The organism is uncultured Roseibium sp., assembly GCF_947499295.1.
GTDB lineage: Bacteria > Pseudomonadota > Alphaproteobacteria > Rhizobiales > Stappiaceae > Roseibium.
The window spans coordinates 182,348-201,326 of the sequence record NZ_CANMNP010000011.1 but is presented as its reverse complement, the minus strand read 5'-3'; the positions used below and the strand labels follow the sequence as shown (position 1 = coordinate 201,326).

The following is an 18,979-nucleotide window of genomic DNA, read 5'->3' as shown; positions in this document are numbered from 1 at the left end:
TTCGCAAACTCAGCAACAGCCGCAGCCTCTCCACCAGACGTCCACCAATGCGTAACTTCCAAATCCGTCGCATGGGCGGCAGTCGCCGCGCACAGAGCGGTGGTTGCTGCAAATACAGCGCGTAATGCTTTCATAGTCTCCTCCCATCGAACTTTCGCCCGATTTTTCAATTGATGCGGCCTCCACCGCAATTGTAATCGATTACAGAATTGTGTATCTCTCATGTAATCGATTACATTTATCATTCTCGGGAAAGCCCCTCGTGTCAACCCGGAATGTCAGCAAGTCGCAAACAAAAATCGGGAGGCGGCATTGGCGCAGAAGCCCATAAGAATTCGAGATGTTGCCAAAAGAGCTGGAGTTTCAACGGCAACGGTCAGTCGAGCGCTCAGCAATCCTGAGCTTTTGACGGAAGCGACGCGGGAAACGGTTTTCAGCGCCATTCGCTCCACGGGTTACCGGGTCAATCGGGCTGCAAGAAATCTTAGAACGCGTCAGGCCGGAGCAATTCTTGTTCTGGTTCCAAACCTCGGAAACCCGTTTTTTTCGCAGATTCTTGCCGGTATCAGTGAAGTTTTCGGTGAAAGCGACCTTTCTGTTCTGATCGCCGATACAAAAGATCATGCGACAGCGGGAAAACGCGTCGTCGACTACTTCCTGGATTCTCAGATTGATGGCATGATTTGCTTGGATGGCGCGCTGTCAGACGAGGAAATTAGGCAGTTTGAAGAAAACGGCGTGAACGGCAGGATCGTGTTTGCGTGTGAATGGAAACACGGAAGCTCTCAGCCATCTGTGCGAAGCGACAACGGTCAGGGTGCCAGGTTGGCCGTTAGGCATCTTTATGAACTGGGACACCGGAAAATAGCGCATGTTACCGGACCGCAGGAGAATGTCCTGACACATGTCCGGCGGGAGGGCATGCTGGCAGAAAGGGCTGAGCTCGGTCTGCCGATGCGGGATGAATGGATCATTCGTGGCGATTTCTCTCTGGAATCAGGCCGAGCAGCAGCAGAAAAAATCCTGTCAATGGAAGACAGGCCTACAGCCATTTTCTGCGCTTCGGATCAGGTTGCATTCGGATTGATTTCAACGCTCAAGACACGAGGTGTGGAAGTGCCTGGAGACATATCAGTCGTTGGATTTGATGACATTGAACTTTCTGAATTCTACGTTCCTGCGCTGACCACGATCCGTCAGGATCGTCATGCTTTGGGAACCAGGGCCGCCAGGTTGCTCCTGGAGTGTATTCACGCAGGCGATGCAATCGACAATAAACACTCTGAACCAGTCATGATTGATGTGAAACTGGTCGTTCGGCAGAGTGCAGCCAGTATTTTGCAGGAAACAGGCATTCAAGCTTGATCACATAAGCTTTCCAATAATCTGTAATATAATGAGTTTTATCAATTTTGTTAAGTAGATGACGGATCAGAAACGTCAGCAAACTGGCACACGCTATAGTATAGTAAGGGTTGTATTGCCTGTTTGACTAATTTGTGAAGATCATGAAACCTATCACTCGCACAGTAGTTTTCACATCGATCACTCACAGTTCTATCAAAATAATTTCAAATCGTATGTAAAAGTGAGTGATTGCTTCAAGGGCTGACAGACTAAGGTTTCCCGAAACGATTGTAGCAATTTGGGCTGCTAGGAAAAAATAGCCTATCGGCAAATAATGCCTAAAGATTATGCAAGAAGAATTAGATTTTAGCTGCATGAATACTAATAAAAATCAATTTAAATACAGGTTAATTGTAACTTGTGGCAGGGTTTTAGTGTTTGATTAACTTGAATATGGCATTCTAGATAATACAAACTCAAATTGGTGGAAAAAATGCGGATCTCCTTCTTCTGCTTCGTTCTTTCGCTGTCTGCCCTCCTTGTTCAGTCGCCTGTCGCTGGTGCACAAACTGCACTCAGTGTTGTCGGCACTGGCGACGGATTGGAAATGTTGCGCGAAATGGGTGACGGCTTTTCAAAAGCTCATCCTGAAATTGACCTCAAGATCCCCCCAAGCATTGGTTCAGGCGGCGGTATCGCAGCCGTTAGTTCAGGGACTGAACGGCTGGGTCGGGTGGCGAGGCCCCTGAAGGACAGCGAGATTGAATATGGTTTGGTCTATCTGCCGATTGCCAAGATCCCAAGCGCCATATTCACCCATCCTTCGACTGGAGTTGAGGCTCTTTCAAGTGAAGACCTGAAAAAACTCTATGCTGGCAAGATCACCAACTGGTCGGAACTCGGTGGTGCGGATCTTCGTGTACGGCTGGTCAGGCGTGAAGATGCCGACAGCACTCTTCAGGTTCTGCGCAACACGATGCCAGGCTGGAAAGACCTGACGTTTTCGCCACGATCCAAAACGGCGCTGACAACGCAGGACGCCATTTCGACGGCGCGCGACGTTCAGGGAGCGATCGCCTTTGGACCCTATTCCCGCCCGCTTGAAGAGGGACTGAACGTTCTGAAAATCGACGGCAATCATCCGACGGGCGAGGCCTATCCAAGCGCGGTGACCCTGGCGCTTATCTATAAGGATGGCGCTTTGGATGGTGAGATGAAGACATTCATTGACTTCAGCCAGTCCGATCAGGCGCGCAGCCTGATCCGAAATTATGGCGGAGTGCCGGTGTCTAACTAAAGGCCCAATCGCAACATGATACGTCACTCGTCCCTGCTTTGGCACTATACCTACGGCGCTGTTTTCACAGCGCTGTGTGCGTTTGCAGGTCTGATTGGCCTGGTGGCATATCAGTTGGAAGACAGCATGGCCCGACAGGAGGTCGAGCTGCTAAAACTGTCTCAGTCTCGGTTGCTTGAGACGTTGATCGCCGACGTGGAGCTTGCCGGAACCCGGATGGAGTTCCTGTTTCAGGATCGGCTTCGAAGGGTCAATTCGATTGCCAAGCACCATGATACGTCCAATGCTGTCATGTCTCGAAATGTTGTTGCCATGTCGGAGCTCCTGGGGCCGGCAGCGAAACAGGCCGATATGGACGGGATCGTCGTTCTTGACGAGAAGGCGCGGGTTATCGGCGCTTCTTCTTATGAGGCAGACCTGGTCCGACTTGGATCGAATATTCCAGAACTTAGTTTTTTCGATGAGATCGTCGCATCCCTCAACGAGAGTTTCCCGGGGGACGTTCAAACCTTGTCGCGTCTATTGCCACGTTCTGAAACAGGCATCTTTGTTCCTGGCGAACACATCAACACTGTTTCCCAAATCGTCTTCACACCGGTTTTCGATGAATTTGGATACGCGGTGGGCGGATTGCTGGCTCAACGATGGATCCGGTCCAACGAACCTCTGCTTTCCGACCTGGCGAAGATCAACTCCTTCGGCCTTGCTGTCGTCTTTGAGGACGAAGTGATTTCCAGAGGGAATTTCAAAGGTAATTTCGCCGATCTCCAGATTTCAGCGACCACACCAAACATCACCGCCAGTGGCAGCAATGTCATTGAGTGCGCCGTGCCAGTCGCGCCAGTGACGGTATGTGCGCTGGTTCCGATCGAAAAGCTGACCGAAACCCAAAACGAGCTGACCCGTATCGGTTCGGAGGAAGAAGCCAAGCTGCTTAGGTGGCTGTTCCTGTTCGGTGTTCTGACGTTGATCGCCTTTGCCTCGGTCGCTTATCTCCTTTCTCGCCAGATCACGCGGCCGCTGACCGACATTACCAAGGTTTTGACAGGAATTGCCGCAGGCGACTTTGAAAAGAAAGTTGCCGGAACGGAGCGGCTGGACGAAGTTGGAGACATTGCGCGTTCTGTCGTTTCGTTGCAGCGCTCTGTCAAGGAACGCGACGCTCTGCGGGTCAGGGTTCATGAAAAGAACACGATCCTGAGATCGCAAGAAGCGCAGTTGCGCGAGCAGAACGTTCTCTTTGATGCGGCACTCAACAACATGTCGCACGGGCTTTGCATGTTTGATGCAAGCGGTAGCCTGATCGTATCGAACCAGCGGTTTGCAGACCTTTTCGAACTCGACCAGGACAAACTCGTGCCCGGCATGACCGCCAGGGATCTGACCGCTCTTCAGAATGCGGAGGCTGTCAGCACCGACCAGACCGAATTGTCGGAGGCATTCACGAAAGCGCATCAATCGGCGCCTTTCTCGCAAAGCACGGAAATGGTCAAGATCCGGTCGGGCCGCATTGTTCTAACCACCCGGCAACCATTGTCAGATGGCGGCTGGGTGGCGATCTCCGAGGATATCACGGAGCGCCAGGAGGCGCGCGATCGTCTGGCCTTCCTTGCGCGGCATGACATGCTGACCCAGTTGCCCAACCGTATCGAATTCCGCGATCAGATGGAATTGCTCTTGAAGCGCCAGCAGGTCCAGGGAGGCGAATTCGCAATTCTCTGTCTGGACCTCGACGAGTTCAAGACCGTCAACGATTCTCTGGGACATCCCATCGGCGACGAGCTTTTGCGGCAGGTTTCAGCACGGTTGAAACACCTGCTTGAAGATCGTGAGTTGGTCGCGCGTCTGGGCGGTGACGAATTCGCGATCCTGACCGACCTGCCCGTCAAGCAGAAGCAGGTCGACGAACTGGCGCAGTCCATTATTTGGGAACTCTCCCAGCCATTCCAAATCGCGGACCATGACCTGGTCATTGGCGTCAGCATCGGCATCTCGGTGGCCAAGGCTGACGGAGCGGTTGGCGACGAGCTGTTCAAACAGGCGGACCTTGCCCTTTATCGCGCCAAGGAAGACGGCAGGAACACCTACCGCTTCTTTGAAGAGGACATGGGAACCGAGGTGAATGACCGGCGCGAATTGATCCTGGATCTGCGCAACGCAGCCGCAAATGGCGAAATGGAACTTTACTTCCAGCCGCAGTACACGTTGAGCGATTATCAGATCTCCGGTTTCGAGGCGTTGCTGCGCTGGAATCACCCGACGAGAGGTCTGGTCTCACCCGGTGATTTCATACCTTTGGCCGAAGACACCGGTCTGATTGTTCAGCTTGGCGAGTGGGTTTTGGAAGAGGCCTGCAGGATCGCCGCCGGCTGGCCGGATCATATGCGGGTAGCCGTCAACCTGTCGCCTCGGCAGTTGCGTGGCAATGCCTTCGGGCCTGTGTTGATCGGTGCGCTGATGAAATCAGGTCTTAAAGCGGACCGGCTTGAACTGGAAGTCACAGAAAGTGTCTTGCTGACAGATTCAGAGGATGTTCTGGAAGCTCTGCACCAGGCCAAGTCGCTTGGTGTCAAGGTTTCGATGGACGACTTTGGCACCGGGTATTCGTCGCTGAGTTATCTCAGGCGATTCCCCTTTGACAAGATCAAGATCGATCAGTCCTTTGTCCGCTCAATGGCATATTCTGATGACTCGATCTCAATCGTGAAAGCTGTCATCGAGCTGGCGAAGAACCTGAACATGACAACGACGGCTGAGGGTGTCGAAACCCGGCAGCTGCTTGACATGCTGAACGATATTGGGTGCACCGACGCCCAGGGTTACTATCTTGGGCGTCCGATGCCGGTCATGCAGGCGAACGAGCTAATTTTCACATGCCCGCAGGCGGTGACAACAGCCGCGCAATAAACACTGTCATTGCTCTATTCTGCAGCCTCCGCTTGTGGTGGTGGTGCGGATTTGCGAAAGAGCCTGCTGGCAAAGGCAAGAATGCCTTTGCTTTCTTCTGCAACGTAGAACGGATCGGCATAGAAAGTGGCGCCGGCTTGCAATGCCAGTTCGCGCATCGCATCCACGTGCGCGGGCGCGCCGGCGGAATAGACGATGTGATCGGAAGTCAGCGCGCCAACCAGCTCTTGCGGTCGGGCAGTCATGACTGTCTCGTTATCGCCATCACCAGCTGTAAGAGATATCGGGACATCGTTGCTTTGCAACCAGCGAACTGCGTCGCGCATATAAAGTCCATCCCGTGTACGAGCACCCGAGATGACCCTGATATCACGGTCCGGCTGCCCCAGCCTTGCAGCAACGGCAATCGCCCATATTGGCGCAAAGCCGGTCCCTGTCGAGGTCAGAACGATCGGTTCCGGTTGTTGACGCAGGAAAGCATTGCCAAATGGGCCGCGCAGTTTGACACCGTGCCCTTTGGCAATCTGACTGCCCAGTTTCGACGATACGATACTGTCCGGATAAACCTTGATGTGAAAGACGATCACGTCTTCTTCCGCATCCAGATTTAGCGGGGTCGTCGGGCTGTAATCGCGCGGCGGATACCCGGCGAACGTTGCGCGCAGATATTGGCCGGGTAACCAGGTCACCTTCTTGGCAGTACGGACACGCACTTCAAGGTAGTCTTCCTTGATTGTCCGCACACTGTCGACGGTACCTTTTATCGTTTTTACAATCGGAACGGGATCGTAAGAAATCTCTGCGTCGCCCTCCAGGACGGCAAGACACCCGAGGACAGTGTTTTTCTCACGTGTTCCCAAATCGTCGACAGCGCCACTGAGCACGCGAACCCGGCAGGTTTCACATTGCCCCGAACAGCAGTCATGGGGAATGACCAGGCGGCCACCAAGTCCGGCATCAATCAGCGTGTCGCCGACACTTGCCTTGATCTCTTTACCGTTGATCGTAACGGTACAGGTGCTTTTCGACATGAGTTTGGTCCGTTGGGAAGGCATCAGTTGAATGTCAGGCGAACCGGACGTGAATGACGCGTGTGACGCGTTTGGTTGTGATCAAACACCGCGACCCAGACATAAAGGCCATCTTCCATGGGAAGATCCTGGTGATTACCGGTGTCCATGTCGCGAATGATCTCAAGCGTCCAATAACCGTCTTTCCACTTTGAACCGCCGGAAAGGTCGGCGCGGCTGCCTTCGTATTCTCCGATAATCAGGACGCCGGGGATCATCGTCCCAACGGGTATTCCTGCGTCGATCTCCGGCGAATAGGGAACGCTCTCTGCTTCAAACATCCACCACTGTGATCCCGGGTCGTCCGTCGCCTCTACATCGAGGTCAATATTGCCCATCTGGGCGACGGTTTTTTCAAGATCCACCGGCAGCCGCACCACGTCGACTGTGTTTTCGTAGTCGGAGCCGGACTTTTTCTTGTAGTTATAGATGTAGAAGGATTTGCCCTCGTCTGCCGAATAGCCAGCGCTGTAGCGTTTTTTGCCAGCGGCCTGAGCCTCACTCGGTTCGATTGGTGTGCCGAACCACATGTCATCGACCTTCCCCAGCATGCCACCACGCGAGGCCTTCCACTGCCAGACGTCAAGCAGACTGCCGTCGGTGGTATAGTGAAGGCCGCGATAGTTGAAGGCGCCTGGTTTGTCGCTTAGCGGCTTGGGGCCCATATGCGTTGACGCGCCTCCGCCAAAGGCATCCGACTTGGAAAAGGCGACCGAAAACTTGTCTTCGTAGTAATCGGTTTCGTCCGAGATATCGGCACGGTTGTTGAGCATCCGCCAGCCGTCTTCGGTCTTGATCAGTGGGTGGCGTTTCAAAGACCGGTTGCTGTCTTCCCAACGAAAACCGAATGCGATCTTGTCACCCACCTGAACGGCGCGGATCTCGACGGTGGATTCTCCCGTCTTGTCGAGGCCGGACCCTTGTTGCGTCCTGACAAAAATGGGTTTCGCACTGTTCCAGATTGCTTCGTCCATTTCGCCGTCCAACGCAGGAAGCTCAGTGGCGTTGGCAACGATAAGGTCATCCCTCGTGGAAAAATCGAGCGCGACGGCGCCTGCCAGAACCACCGCCCCGATAGCAAGCGACGCCGCCAGGGGGTGCCGGCTCATGCCCGGGAATCGACGGAGTTTCTGAGGCCGGAACAGGCGCAGAAGCTGTGCGATCCCGCCATAGAAATAATGCAGAACCACGTGGGCAACGATGTAGCCAAGCACCGTAAGTGCGGCGATGTAGTGAACGGTGACCCAGATCCCGCCATGACCCAGATAGAGAAGCACACCGGTCGCAGAAAGGGTGAGGACAGCGCCAAACAGGATCCAGTAGGCGATGACATTGACAGCCGCTAGCCGCAGCTTGGTGCTTGCCGGGAGCGTCAGAACAACGGCTTTCTTGGTCGAAATGCGCCGTTTCAAGCGGGCAAACGACATATAGGCAGCGTAAGCGAAGATAACCGCCAGCACGAAAATGGCCGACACATAGTGCCAGGTCCAGATTTCCCCTTGTGGCAATATCGGTTCGAACAACTTTGAAAACCATGCATCTTCTGCGTCGGAAGAAAGGCGAAGGCCGGTCAAAAGGCTCGCGAAGATCGCAATGGTCAGCGTCCAGTGAAGCAGAATGGTTCCCAGATCACTACGCACAGGCGGTTGCTTGTCCTCAGGTCGTCGGGAGGCGGTGCCTTGAGCTGTAGGTACATTGGTCTGGTCGTTGTGTTTGGTGTCATTTGGCGGAGCAGTGAGCTCTAATGTGTGATCCGTCAATTTTCCCCTCCAGAAACCAAAACCGATTCCGTACACGCTTTGCGCGAATCGGCGCGCGAATATTAGAAGTCAGGCGCGGAGTTTAAGACTAAGAAGCAAAACTTGGGAAAAAAAATTAGAAAAAATGCTATTTACAACTAAAGATAAACCTATGCGTGCATAATAATGAATTCATTAATCAGTCTAATCTGCACATAGTACTTAGATGAATAAATATATTTAGAGAATTTCCAAAGTATAACTTGACGCTGATGATAAGTACAAAGCAAATTCAGACAAAAGAATTCAACGTCAGGTTAAAGTATTTACCGTAAAAAATACCTAGTGCTTAAATAAATCCAATGAATTTAAAGCGGTGTAATCCGGCCGCTGCGGAACTGAAATATTTGTGTACTGCATAAATACCGAAAGCCGGTGTCCGGTAAAGCTGCCAGCTCGACGATTGTGCTGCATGGGAAAGCAGATGAGCAACCCAGATCACTTGAAGAGAAAAGGCCGATTATTGTCTGGCGATGTGTGTCATTCCAATGTTGATCCAGGTCATGGGGGCGCAACTCGTTCCCACCTATCTTCAACAGAGTTGAAGCGGACGATGGGCGGCAGTGTCAATCTGGTTGTAACTGGCTCAAAAACCCGCCTAAGATGATTTCCGTTGCAGGAAAAACAGTAGCAGCCGGTCGGCAAAGGGCTTCGATGTTACTGGTCTTGGAAGACAGTCGTTTGAAGACAATGGGGCATATATGCTGGTCTCCCATACGCGGATAATTGATATCGTTGGCGACATCATTCGCATTCAGGTGTCGTCCACCAAAGCGGATTCTGAGGGGCGGCCCTGCCTGGGCGATCTGGCCCTTGTCGATGGCGGGGACGGCAATGCCTCGCTCGCGCAAGTCATCAACATCGATCAGGACATGGTCTCGCTTCAGGTTAATTCCGGTACCAAGGGATTGGCAAACAACGCCTCGGTCCGTTTTCTCGGCGAAGCCGCCAAAGTCACATACTCGGACAACATACTTGGCCGGGTCTTCAATGGTGCCGGTCACCCGATAGATCAGGGACCTGACTTGTCGAGCGATCCAGCCGTTCCGATCGGCGGGCCGTCTGCCAATCCGATGAAACGTGTTTTGGCCTCGCGAATGATCCGCACGGATGTGCCGATGATCGACATTTTCAACTGTCTCGTTGAAAGTCAGAAGATTCCGATCTTTTCGGTTTCAGGTGAACCCTACAATCCGTTCCTGGCCAGGATCGGGATTCAGGCGGATGCGGACATTGTTGTGTTCGGCGGGCTGGGCCTGATATTCGACGACTATTCGTTTTTCAGAAAGCAATTCGAGGATGCGGGCGTCTTTCCGCGCACCGTGATGTTCATCAATCAGGCTTCAGACCCGGTCGTGGAACGTTTGCAGGTACCGGATATGGCGCTGGCGGTTGCTGAAAAGTTCGCTGTCGAGGAAGGCAAGCGTGTCCTGGTTCTTCTCACGGACATGACCGCTTTTGCCGATGCGATGAAAGAAGTTTCCATTGCGATGGAGCGCGTCCCGGCCAACCGAGGGTATCCGGGCGACCTTTATTCGCAGCTGGCGCGCCGATATGAAAAAGCTTGCGATTTCAAAGGATCCGGTTCCGTCACCATCCTGACTGTCACGACGATGCCCGGCAATGATGTCACGCACCCTGTTCCAGACAACACCGGCTACATTACAGAGGGTCAGTTTTATCTTCACAGCGGGGTTCTTGATCCCTTCGGCTCTCTTTCCAGACTGAAACAGCATGTGATCGGTAAGGTGACGCGTGAGGATCACAACCAGATCATGAACACGATGATCCGGTTCTATTCCGGTGCACGCGACGCTGAGCAGAAACAGTCGATGGCATTTGAATTGTCGGACTACGACCGGCAGCTGCTGAAGTTTGGCGGTCTGTTCCGGGAACGGTTCATGGACATTGAAGTGTCGATACCCCTGGAGGAGGCGCTGGATCTTTGCTGGAAGACATTGGCTGAATGCTTCGAGCCCGAACAGCTTTTGATGAAGCAAGGCCTGATCGACAAGTACTTTCCGGCAAAGGCCTCAGTTGCAAAGTCTTCGGATGAGGAGGCAGCCTGATGGCCAGACTGGCGCTCAATAAATCGTCGTTGGCGAGAGAGAGCGCACATCTTGCCGAGTACAAACGATTTCTGCCTTCTCTGGAGCTGAAACGGCTTCAGATCATGGCGGAGCGCGCCAAAGCCAAGGAAACGGCGGTTCAACTCGAAAAGGCATACCAGGATCGGATTTCAGATCTGGCGAAATCGCTGCCAATGCTTGCAAACAGGCATGTACCGCTTGAAGGACTGGTTGCATTGAAAGGGGTCTCCAAAGGAGAGCAGAACCTCTCGGGTACCAAGTTGCCGACCCTCGAAAGTGTCGATTTGGAAACCCGGCCCTATTCCTTGTTGGCCCGCCCGCATTGGGTCGATCCTTATGTGGAAGGAATGCAGGAGCTGTTGCGTTTGAACATGGAGCGCGATGTCGCCAACGAGCGCATCAAGCGGTTGGTTGAGGCGGAAGCCGTGATTTCACGGAGGGTAAATCTGTTTGAAAAAGTTCTCATTCCGCAAGCCGCGCGCAATATCAAGAGAATCCGGACAGCCCTTGCCGATGCCGAAAGAGATGCTGTTGTGCGCGCTAAGATTTCCAAGCGCAAAACGGCAGCTCGTGGGGCAGACAAACGGATGGCCGAGCTATGAGCATCGTTCCGCTGATCAAAGTGAATTTGGTTGGAGTTCTGGACGACAAGCACACGGTACTTGAAGCTGCGCAGGCTTTTGGAGCGCTGCATTTGATTCCGCTCGTCTCGGCACAAAAGGAACTGGAGGCTGTTCCGGCCGGTCTTGGCAGAGACGCGGTGGATGCACTGCGCTGGTTGGTCGATTGCCCGGATCAGCGCCGCCCGGAAACCAGGGCCGACAAATTCGATCTTGATGACGTGGTCGAAAAGACGCTTGAAAACCGCAAAGATCTTAAGTCCTGCCAGGATCTGCTGGCAAAACTGGAAAAACGCATTCAGGACGTTGAACCCTGGGGCGAATTCAGTTTTTCCGATCTGGCTGAAATTGGAGACAACAGGCTGTGGTTCTATGTGGTGCCCAACGGCAAGCTGAGAGAGATAGACCCGTCTGACAAGATCCTTGAAACCGTACACGAGGACAGGTTCCGCAGCTATATCGTTTTGCTGGCACCTGAAGAACCGCCGGTTGGCGCCATGCCGGTGCCGCGAACACACGTCGGTGCGATGCCGCTCTCAGCGCTGAAGCAACGCCATGAGGAAGCGGCAATTGATCTGGAAGAATTGGAACTTGAACGTCAGACACTGACAAAGTGGCGATATATTCTGGCGCAAAATCTGTCCGCAGCGCGCGACACTTCCGCCCGTCGACGGGCGGCGCTTGAAACCGCCGATACGGGCCGGGTTTTTGTCTTGCAGGCCTGGGCGCGCCGGGATCAGGTCAGTGAGATCGATGCACTCGCCTCAAAGCTTGACATCGCGGCGCTGTTTGAAGATGTCAAAGACGAAGACGCCCCGCCGACGCTCCTGGAAAACACGCGCTCGATGGAAGCCGGCGAGGACTTGGTCGAATTCTATCAGACCCCGGCTTACCGGGACTGGGACCCGTCGGTCATTGTCTACGTGTCCTTTATCATTTTCTTCGGCATGATCATGACCGATGCGGGATACGGGTTGTTTCTGCTTCTGCTGTTGTTTCTTTTCCGCAAAAAATTTACCGGGTCAGCGCTTGGCCGCCGAATGTATCGCATGTCCTGCTGGCTGATGGTGTCTACGGCAGCGTTCGGTGTTGTCACGGGCAGTTACTTTGGCGTCGCACCGCCTGAAGGCAGTTATCTCGACCATCTCAAGATCCTGCACCTCAAAGACGTTGACACGATGATGAAGATCACGCTGACCATCGGCGTTGTGCACATCGTGATCGCCAATCTCTTGCGTGCGTGGCACGAACAGACACCGAGCGGTCGCTATCAACCAGTCGGTTGGTGCCTGGTGGCGCTCGGGGGGCTCGCAACCTTCCTGGGCCAGGGAACGGTCATTGCGACAATCGGCCCGATCAGTGTCATCGCCGGATTGCTGCTGGTCGGTTTCTTCGGCAGTGACCGGAAGGTCGATTCGGTTTCCACGGGTGGACTGCGTATTTTCGACGGTCTCGCCGCGCTTGCCCGGATCGTCAACATCTTCTCCGACGTGCTGAGCTACATGCGTCTGTTCGCCCTGGGGCTTGCAGCGGCCTCGCTTGCAGAGACGATCAATTCGCTGTCCGGCCAGCTCAATCAGTCGGTTCCGGGCATCGGCATTCTCATCGCCATTCTGGTTCTGGCAATCGGACACGCCATCAACATTGGTCTTGGACTGATTGCAGGCTGTGTGCATGGACTGCGCCTGAATGTCATTGAGTTTTTCAATTGGGGTTTGAAGGACGAAGGCACGCCTTTCCGTCCGTTCAAGAAAGAGGAGACACGCCTGTGAACGAATTCGTTGTGGCTCTCGGTTGGTTCGGGCTCTATGCCCCTGTCGCTCTTGGTGCCATTGGCAGTGCCTGGGGGTGCGCTCTTGGTGGCAGTGCCGCAATCGGTGCAATGCTCGACAGTGATGGCGGTTATGGCCGTTTCATCGGTGTCTCTCTGATGCCGTCCTCCCAGGTGATCTATGGCATCGTCATCATGTTCTCGCTGCAGCAATCACAAGTCGATGCCGCGAACGGTGCCGCGCTCTTCGGCATCGGTGTCCTGTCCGGGTTCACGATGCTTTTCACCGGAATTCGCCAGGGAGAAGTGTTGGCTTCGGCCATTCATGCTTCAAAGGCCAAACCGGAAATATTCGGCATATCGCTGGCGCCTGCCGCGGTATTGGAAGGGTTTTCCGTTTTTGCCCTTGTCTTCGCGCTTGTGCTTGCCGGTTCGATCCCGAGTTAGGAGGGCAACATGTCAAAGCATGATACCGCACAAGAGCTCGAAAACGCAGCTGGTGCTGGGGTGCAGGCCCTGATCAATCGGCTGAAATCCGAAGGCGTTGCCGCGGGTCAGTCAGAAGCCGACGACATTCTTGCCAAAGCCAAGGCAAAGGCAGAGGAAATTGTATCGGAAGCACAGGAGCGGGCAGATAATCTCTTGGCGACAGCGCGCGCTGAGGCCGCAAAGGAAAAAGCTGCTACGGAAGACGGGCTCAAGGTCGCGGCGCGCGATCTTGTCCTGAGCCTCAGGAACGAGTTGGGTGACCGCATTCAACAGGAAGCCGGAAGACTGGTCGGCACAACTCTCGCCGACGAGGCTTTCTTACAAAAACTCATTCTGGCGATGGCCGGAATTGCGCGTGACAACGCGTCTGTCAGCGACACGGAACCGATGGAAATCGTGTTGCCGGAAAAGGTCGTCAGCTTCGAGGAGCTGAAGCAGTCTCCCGAGGCGGTCGAGCCGGGAACGCTGACCCATTTTGTGTTGGTGCTTGCAGGCGATGCGCTGCGTGCAGGGGTGACGTTCTCCACGGCACCAGGCTTCGACGGAATAAAGGTTAAACTGACGGATCGGGATGTATCCATCGATCTGACGGAGGACGCCATTGCTACGCTGCTGAAACGTCACTTGCAGCCGCGATTGCGAGCCGTGATGGAAGGGGTGCTACGCTAATAATGACGTCCAATCCGCACCAATATATTTCGCTTGTCACCAGCTTGCCTCATCTCGGGAGACTGTTTTCGCTCAAGGAACTGCCTATATCGGATTTCCGGCTGAAACAGCGCCTGTCGATGCTGGAACCGCAGCATGCGGCGTTGTTGAAGGAAATGGTTGAGGTGACTGCCTGGGCAGGTGTGGCGAGATACGACCAGGATGCGGAAGTCATTCGCAGTGCCAACAGGATCATTGCGGACCTGAAAGACTATCCCGATCTGCAGCACCTTGTTGGTGCACGCATGGAAACGCGAACACTGATTGCTGCCTTGCGCCGCCGCCGGAATGGACAGGAAAGTGCCGGGGATATTGACAACTGGGGTATGGGCCGCTGGTGTGCGTCGATAAAGTCGAACTGGAGCGACCCTGCATTCGGTCTCGGACACTTCATGCCATGGCTCTCCGAAGCCTATCGACTGATGCAATCCGGTGATCATATTTCGATGGAGCGTCTGGTACTGACAGAGGTGGTCCGGCAGCTCGATCACTACGGAACGATGCATGATTTCGACTTTGAAGCGGTCGGCATCTATGTGCTGCGCTGGGTAATTGTAGAGCGATGGACGCGCTACAACGAGGCCGATGCCAGAGATCGCCTGGAGGCTCTGATCTCGCTGGCGCTTAAAGGGCCAGATGCAGATATCAGCCTGCCGAAGCCGCAAGGATTTTTTTCCGACACCTTTTCACCTCTTGAGAGGTCCTCGTCGTGACCAGTCATGTTCAACTTCCCGACCCAACAGCCGAGATCGTTGCCGTGCAAGACGATCTTGTCACACTGTCACCGATTGGGAATGCTCCTCTGATCAAGAATGAAGTGGTTTATATCGTTCCGCATGGCCCGGAACGGGATGGCAAACCACGCGAATATCTGAAAGCTGAGGTTCTGCGCGTTCGCGGCAAATCCGCTGAAGCACAGGTCTTCGAAAGCACATCCGGTGTTCGGGTTGGCGACAAGGTGATCCAGAGCGGTGAGATGCTGTCCGTTGCGCTTGGTCCCGGCCTTCTCAGCACCGTGTTTGATGGATTGCAGAACCCACTGGCCGATATCGCTGCTGAACATGGGTTTTTTCTACCACGCGGCGTCCTGACAAACGCGCTTGACCAAAACCGGAAGTGGTCTTTTGTGCCCGCGGTCAAATCGGGAGACAGGGTCAAGGCAGGCGACACCGTTGGTACGGTTCCCGAGGGACGCTTCCAGCACAAGATAATGGCCCCTTTTACGCTTTCGGGCACCTGGACGATTGATCGGATCCGAGAAGGCACTTTCACCATCAACGAAGTGGTCGCCACCATCAAGAATGACAGAGGCGATACCCGTGATCTCACCATGGTGCAGCATTGGCCGGTGCGGAGGGCGTTGCCAGAAAGGCTCGTGAAGGCAGGGCAAAGCGAAAGGCTTTATCCAAGTGAACCGCTTATCACTACCTTGCGCCTCATCGACACGTTCTTTCCGATTGCGCGTGGAGGGATGGGTTGCATTCCCGGGCCATTCGGAGCCGGTAAAACAGTGCTTCAATCTCTGATTTCGCGATTTTCAGCCGTCAACATTGTGATAGTCGTCGCCTGCGGCGAGCGCGCCGGTGAAGTCGTTGAAACGATCACTGAGTTTCCGCATCAACCTGATCCTTCCGGCGACGGCACACTGATGGATCGAACCGTCATCATCTGCAACACGTCTTCAATGCCGGTCGCAGCGCGCGAAGCATCGATTTATACCGGCATCACTCTTGGCGAATACTACCGTCAGATGGGCTATGACGTGCTGCTGATTGCCGACAGCACCTCGCGCTGGGCACAGGCCATGCGCGAGACCTCCGGAAGGCTTGAGGAGATCCCGGGTGAGGAAGCCTTTCCAGCCTACCTGGATTCGTCGATCAAGGGCGTTTATGAGCGCGCAGGCGTTCTGAAAACAGCCGCTGGCGAAACGGGAAGTCTGACCATGATCGGCACGGTATCACCGGCCGGTGGCAACTTTGAAGAGCCAGTAACCCAGTCGACACTCGGAACGGTGAAAACCTTCCTGGGACTGTCTTCCGAACGTGCCTACAAACGCTTCTATCCAGCTGTCGATCCGCTTCTTTCATGGTCTCGCTATCACGCGCAGTTGGGCGAGTGGTATCAAAACAACATCGGTCCAAACTGGGTACCGCGCGTTGAAGAGATGATCGACCTTTTGGGTAAAGGCGACGAAATCACGCGCATGATGCAGGTAACCGGTGAAGAGGGTGTCTCCACCGAGGATTTTGTGCTTCAACAAAAGGCGCTCTTTCTCGACATGGTCTATTTGCAGCAGGATGCTTTTGATGATGTCGATGCTTCTGCCCCGCTGAAACGCCAGCAGGAGACCTTTGAACTGGTCTACAAGATTGCCACTACGGATTTTGCCTTCGACGACAAGGACACCGTGCGCAAATTTTTCACAGAACAAACGTCTCTCTTCAAGAATCTCAACTATTCAGCTGACGGCAGCCAGGAACGCAAGGACCTTGTTGAAAAGATAAAGAACAATGTCACAGCAGCTCCGAGCCATATGACCGGCTAAACTGTTCCTAGTCGTCAAAGACGCTCAGGATCTGGTCTAGTGGTTTCTTCAGTTTTGCCGCTGCGGGCACGGTCGCATCATCCGCCGGGTGACCGGCTGCAAGAATCATGACCGGTTTTTCAGCTTCCGGTCGTTGAAGAATTTCGTTCAGGAACTTCATCGGGTTGGGCGTGTGCGTCAGTGTCGACAATCCGGCATGATGCAGCGCCGTGATCAGCACGCCTGTAGCAATGCCGACACTTTCCGGGACATAGTAATGCTTGTACCGGGTGCCGTCGTCAAAGGTTCCCCAGCGCTGTGCAAAAATCACGATCAGCCAGGGGGCAATCTCCAGATGCGGTTTGTCTGCATTGGTTCCGATCGGCTCAAGCGCCTTGATCCATTCATCCCCGGCGCCGCCCGCATAGAATTTCTTCTCTTCTTCTTCTGCAGCTTCACGGATCGTGCGTTTCAAGGCAGGGCTGGCAATCGCAACGAAATGCCAGGGCTGATGGTTGGCGCCACTCGGTGCGGTTCCAGCAGCACGGATACAGGTTTCAATGACGGCTCTATCCACTGGACGATCGGAAAAATGCCGGATCGTGTGGCGTGTGCGCACATCTTCAAGAAATGCATCAGCTCTTGCCTGCATTTCTTCATCGGTAAACTGCCGACGGTCAGGCAAGGGAAGCGGTCGATAGTCGAGCGCAGATTTGGCAATCATGTATCATCTACCCGGTTTCGCTGCCGAGACGCCACTGAATTGCGTCGGTTGCCGGCAGACGGCTCCATGAAAATCGAACAATGGATCGTCTTCCGGTGCGTTAGGCAACCAAAAATCCCAATTTCGTGCTCCGCAACCTGGATCTGCACGTAAATTGGCTCTTATATCCGCTTGATTAAAAAATAACCTTGACCGGAGACGGGGCAGCTTCCTAGATTTTCTTGACCAAATGGTCAGTGACCTGTGCACGAGAAGGTAAATGCCCCGTAGCAGGTAACACGACCATATTGCTGGCACCCAAGACGGCGGCTTTAAAACACTCGCCGGTTGGTTCAGCATAGATTGGTGAATTCCAGAGAAGGGTCATGTCCACGTGACGTGGCTCGTAACCAATAGGGGAATGGCAATGAAGGCATTGAAGAATCTGGCGCTTGTGTCCGTCTTGGGCGCAGGCCTGGTTTCGGGCGCGGCGCATGCCGCGGACGAACTGACGTTGCAGCTGAAATGGGTCACACAGGGACAATTCGCCGGCTACTACGTCGCCAAGGACAAGGGCTTTTATGAAGAAGAAGGCCTGGATGTAACGATCAAGCCCGGTGGCCCTGACATCGCACCGCCTCAGGTTATTGCCGGTGGTGGCGCAGACGTGATCATCGACTGGATGCCGTCCGCTTTGGCGTCCCGCGAAAAAGGTGTGCCGTTGGTCAACATCGCACAGCCTTTCAAGAAATCCGGGATGATGCTGACATGCCGTAAGGACACTGGCATCACATCGCCGGAAGACTTCAAGGGCAAGACCTTGGGTGTCTGGTTTTTCGGCAACGAATACCCGTTTCTGTCCTGGATGAGCCAGTTGGGCATTCCGACGGATGGTAGCGAAGGCGGCGTGACGGTTCTCAAGCAGGGCTTCAACGTGGATCCGCTGCTCCAGAAACAGGCCGACTGCATCTCCACCATGACCTACAATGAATATTGGCAGGTCATTGATGCGGGCATTCCGGAAGATGAGCTGATTGTCTTCAAGTATGAAGATCAGGGTGTCGCAACCCTGGAGGACGGCCTTTATGTGGTGGAGTCCAGCCTGGAAGATCCGGCAATGGTCGACAAATTGGCGCGGTTCGTCAAGGCAACCATGAAGGGCTGGGAATATTCGGCAGCAAACCCGGAAGAAGCCGCCGAAATCGTGCTTGAGAACGATGCGACAGGCGCGCAGACCGAGAAGCACCAGATCCGCATGGTTGGCGAGATCAACAAGCTGGTTGACGGGTCCGACGGCAAGCTCGACATGGAAGCTTATAATCGTACGGTCAAGTCGCTGCTTTCAGGCGGTTCCGATCCGGTCATCACGAAGGAGCCGGAAGGCGCTACTTCAACTGTAGTGACCGACAAGCTCTAAGGCAGAAAATACTCAAATCAGCATCCGGAAAGGCCGTCCATCGGGCGGCCTTTTTTGGTTGGCGTAGGCCTTCCATCACATATCCCAAGTCTGACATTTGATGCTGATACCTGACTTTTTCTGGGCACTTTCCAGGACGTCGCTGGGGAAGGAATTTTGTCGTTTTGCGCCATGAAAAACGCTCTTTTCGGTAGAATCCCGACATATGCCGTCGCACCGAAGACGTTGATTGACGCC

The 18,979-nt window shown here is 54.1% G+C and carries 14 protein-coding genes and 1 pseudogene; 11 read left to right on the top strand and 4 right to left on the bottom strand.

Features of this window, described 5'->3' with window-relative positions; translation table 11 throughout:
* Window positions 1-134 (bottom strand): annotated as a pseudogene (locus Q0835_RS17940) (carbohydrate ABC transporter substrate-binding protein); the annotation flags it as partial.
* A 178-nt stretch (window positions 135-312) separates the two neighbouring features.
* On the opposite strand from Q0835_RS17940, the gene Q0835_RS17935 reads away from it, so the two are divergent.
* The 3 genes from Q0835_RS17935 (at window position 313) to Q0835_RS17925 (ending at window position 5,551) form a co-directional block, all read left to right on the top strand.
* Window positions 313-1,365, top strand: coding sequence for a LacI family DNA-binding transcriptional regulator (locus Q0835_RS17935; RefSeq protein WP_298963534.1), 1,053 nt, complete (start codon window positions 313-315; stop codon window positions 1,363-1,365).
* 475 nt (window positions 1,366-1,840) lie between these two features.
* Window positions 1,841-2,644 (top strand): substrate-binding domain-containing protein, encoded by an 804-nt coding sequence (locus tag Q0835_RS17930; RefSeq protein WP_298822058.1) that lies wholly within the window; start codon window positions 1,841-1,843, stop codon window positions 2,642-2,644.
* A 15-nt stretch (window positions 2,645-2,659) separates the two neighbouring features.
* Window positions 2,660-5,551 carry an EAL domain-containing protein gene (locus Q0835_RS17925; protein WP_298963533.1) on the top strand — a complete coding sequence of 964 codons (2,892 nt, stop codon included), beginning with the start codon at window positions 2,660-2,662 and terminating at the stop codon, window positions 5,549-5,551.
* Between the two features lie 14 nt (window positions 5,552-5,565).
* Here Q0835_RS17925 and Q0835_RS17920 read toward each other — a convergent pair whose 3' ends face one another.
* A complete protein-coding gene (locus Q0835_RS17920; RefSeq protein ID WP_298822056.1) occupies window positions 5,566-6,582 on the bottom strand; it encodes a 2Fe-2S iron-sulfur cluster-binding protein in 1,017 nt (338 codons plus the stop codon).
* Window positions 6,583-6,605: 23 nt separating this feature from the next.
* The gene (locus Q0835_RS17915) at window positions 6,606-8,381 is read right to left on the bottom strand and encodes an ethylbenzene dehydrogenase-related protein (protein ID WP_298963532.1); all 1,776 of its coding nucleotides are present in this window, start codon (window positions 8,379-8,381) and stop codon (window positions 6,606-6,608) included.
* 740 nt (window positions 8,382-9,121) lie between these two features.
* Here Q0835_RS17915 and Q0835_RS17910 point away from each other — a divergent pair.
* The 7 genes from Q0835_RS17910 to Q0835_RS17880 are packed head-to-tail and all read left to right on the top strand — an operon-like array spanning window position 9,122 to window position 16,643.
* Window positions 9,122-10,489, top strand: coding sequence for a V-type ATP synthase subunit B (locus Q0835_RS17910; protein ID WP_298963531.1), 1,368 nt, complete (start codon window positions 9,122-9,124; stop codon window positions 10,487-10,489).
* Entirely contained in the window at window positions 10,489-11,112 is a 624-nt protein-coding gene (locus Q0835_RS17905; protein WP_298963529.1) for a V-type ATP synthase subunit D, read from the top strand. Before Q0835_RS17910 ends, Q0835_RS17905 begins: the two co-directional genes overlap by 1 nt.
* Window positions 11,109-12,902: a V-type ATPase 116kDa subunit family protein gene (locus tag Q0835_RS17900; protein WP_298963527.1), complete on the top strand. Its 1,794-nt coding sequence runs from the start codon at window positions 11,109-11,111 to the stop codon at window positions 12,900-12,902. Before Q0835_RS17905 ends, Q0835_RS17900 begins: the two co-directional genes overlap by 4 nt.
* Window positions 12,899-13,348, top strand: coding sequence for an ATP synthase subunit C (locus Q0835_RS17895; protein ID WP_152498992.1), 450 nt, complete (start codon window positions 12,899-12,901; stop codon window positions 13,346-13,348). Before Q0835_RS17900 ends, Q0835_RS17895 begins: the two co-directional genes overlap by 4 nt.
* 9 nt (window positions 13,349-13,357) lie before the next feature.
* Window positions 13,358-14,059, top strand: a complete 702-nt coding sequence (locus Q0835_RS17890) for a hypothetical protein (protein ID WP_298822051.1) — start codon at window positions 13,358-13,360, stop codon at window positions 14,057-14,059.
* A 2-nt stretch (window positions 14,060-14,061) separates the two neighbouring features.
* Entirely contained in the window at window positions 14,062-14,811 is a 750-nt protein-coding gene (locus Q0835_RS17885) for a hypothetical protein (protein WP_298963525.1), read from the top strand.
* The gene (locus Q0835_RS17880; protein WP_298963524.1) at window positions 14,808-16,643 is read left to right on the top strand and encodes a V-type ATP synthase subunit A; all 1,836 of its coding nucleotides are present in this window, start codon (window positions 14,808-14,810) and stop codon (window positions 16,641-16,643) included. The genes Q0835_RS17885 and Q0835_RS17880 overlap by 4 nt, the downstream gene beginning before the upstream one ends.
* A gap of 7 nt (window positions 16,644-16,650) precedes the next feature.
* On the opposite strand, the gene Q0835_RS17875 is transcribed toward Q0835_RS17880, so the two are convergent.
* Entirely contained in the window at window positions 16,651-17,346 is a 696-nt protein-coding gene (locus Q0835_RS17875; protein ID WP_298822048.1) for a nitroreductase family protein, read from the bottom strand.
* A gap of 400 nt (window positions 17,347-17,746) precedes the next feature.
* Between Q0835_RS17875 and Q0835_RS17870 the strand changes: the two genes are divergently transcribed.
* Complete coding sequence (locus tag Q0835_RS17870; protein WP_298821687.1) at window positions 17,747-18,742, top strand: ABC transporter substrate-binding protein; 996 nt, start codon at window positions 17,747-17,749, stop codon at window positions 18,740-18,742.
* Window positions 18,743-18,979 lie beyond the last annotated feature (237 nt).

What these genes read in the sequence shown, in the direction of transcription:
- Q0835_RS17925 (WP_298963533.1), top strand. Translation starts at nt 2,660, where the DNA reads ATGATACGTCACTCGTCCCTGCTTTGGCACTATACCTACGGCGCTGTT.
- Q0835_RS17870 (WP_298821687.1), top strand. Translation starts at nt 17,747, where the DNA reads ATGGCAATGAAGGCATTGAAGAATCTGGCGCTTGTGTCCGTCTTGGGC.
- Q0835_RS17900 (WP_298963527.1), top strand. Translation starts at nt 11,109, where the DNA reads ATGAGCATCGTTCCGCTGATCAAAGTGAATTTGGTTGGAGTTCTGGAC.
- Q0835_RS17905 (WP_298963529.1), top strand. Translation starts at nt 10,489, where the DNA reads ATGGCCAGACTGGCGCTCAATAAATCGTCGTTGGCGAGAGAGAGCGCA.
- Q0835_RS17920 (WP_298822056.1), bottom strand. Translation starts at nt 6,582, where the DNA reads ATGTCGAAAAGCACCTGTACCGTTACGATCAACGGTAAAGAGATCAAG.
- Q0835_RS17890 (WP_298822051.1), top strand. Translation starts at nt 13,358, where the DNA reads ATGTCAAAGCATGATACCGCACAAGAGCTCGAAAACGCAGCTGGTGCT.
- Q0835_RS17885 (WP_298963525.1), top strand. Translation starts at nt 14,062, where the DNA reads ATGACGTCCAATCCGCACCAATATATTTCGCTTGTCACCAGCTTGCCT.
- Q0835_RS17930 (WP_298822058.1), top strand. Translation starts at nt 1,841, where the DNA reads ATGCGGATCTCCTTCTTCTGCTTCGTTCTTTCGCTGTCTGCCCTCCTT.
- Q0835_RS17910 (WP_298963531.1), top strand. Translation starts at nt 9,122, where the DNA reads ATGCTGGTCTCCCATACGCGGATAATTGATATCGTTGGCGACATCATT.
- Q0835_RS17875 (WP_298822048.1), bottom strand. Translation starts at nt 17,346, where the DNA reads ATGATTGCCAAATCTGCGCTCGACTATCGACCGCTTCCCTTGCCTGAC.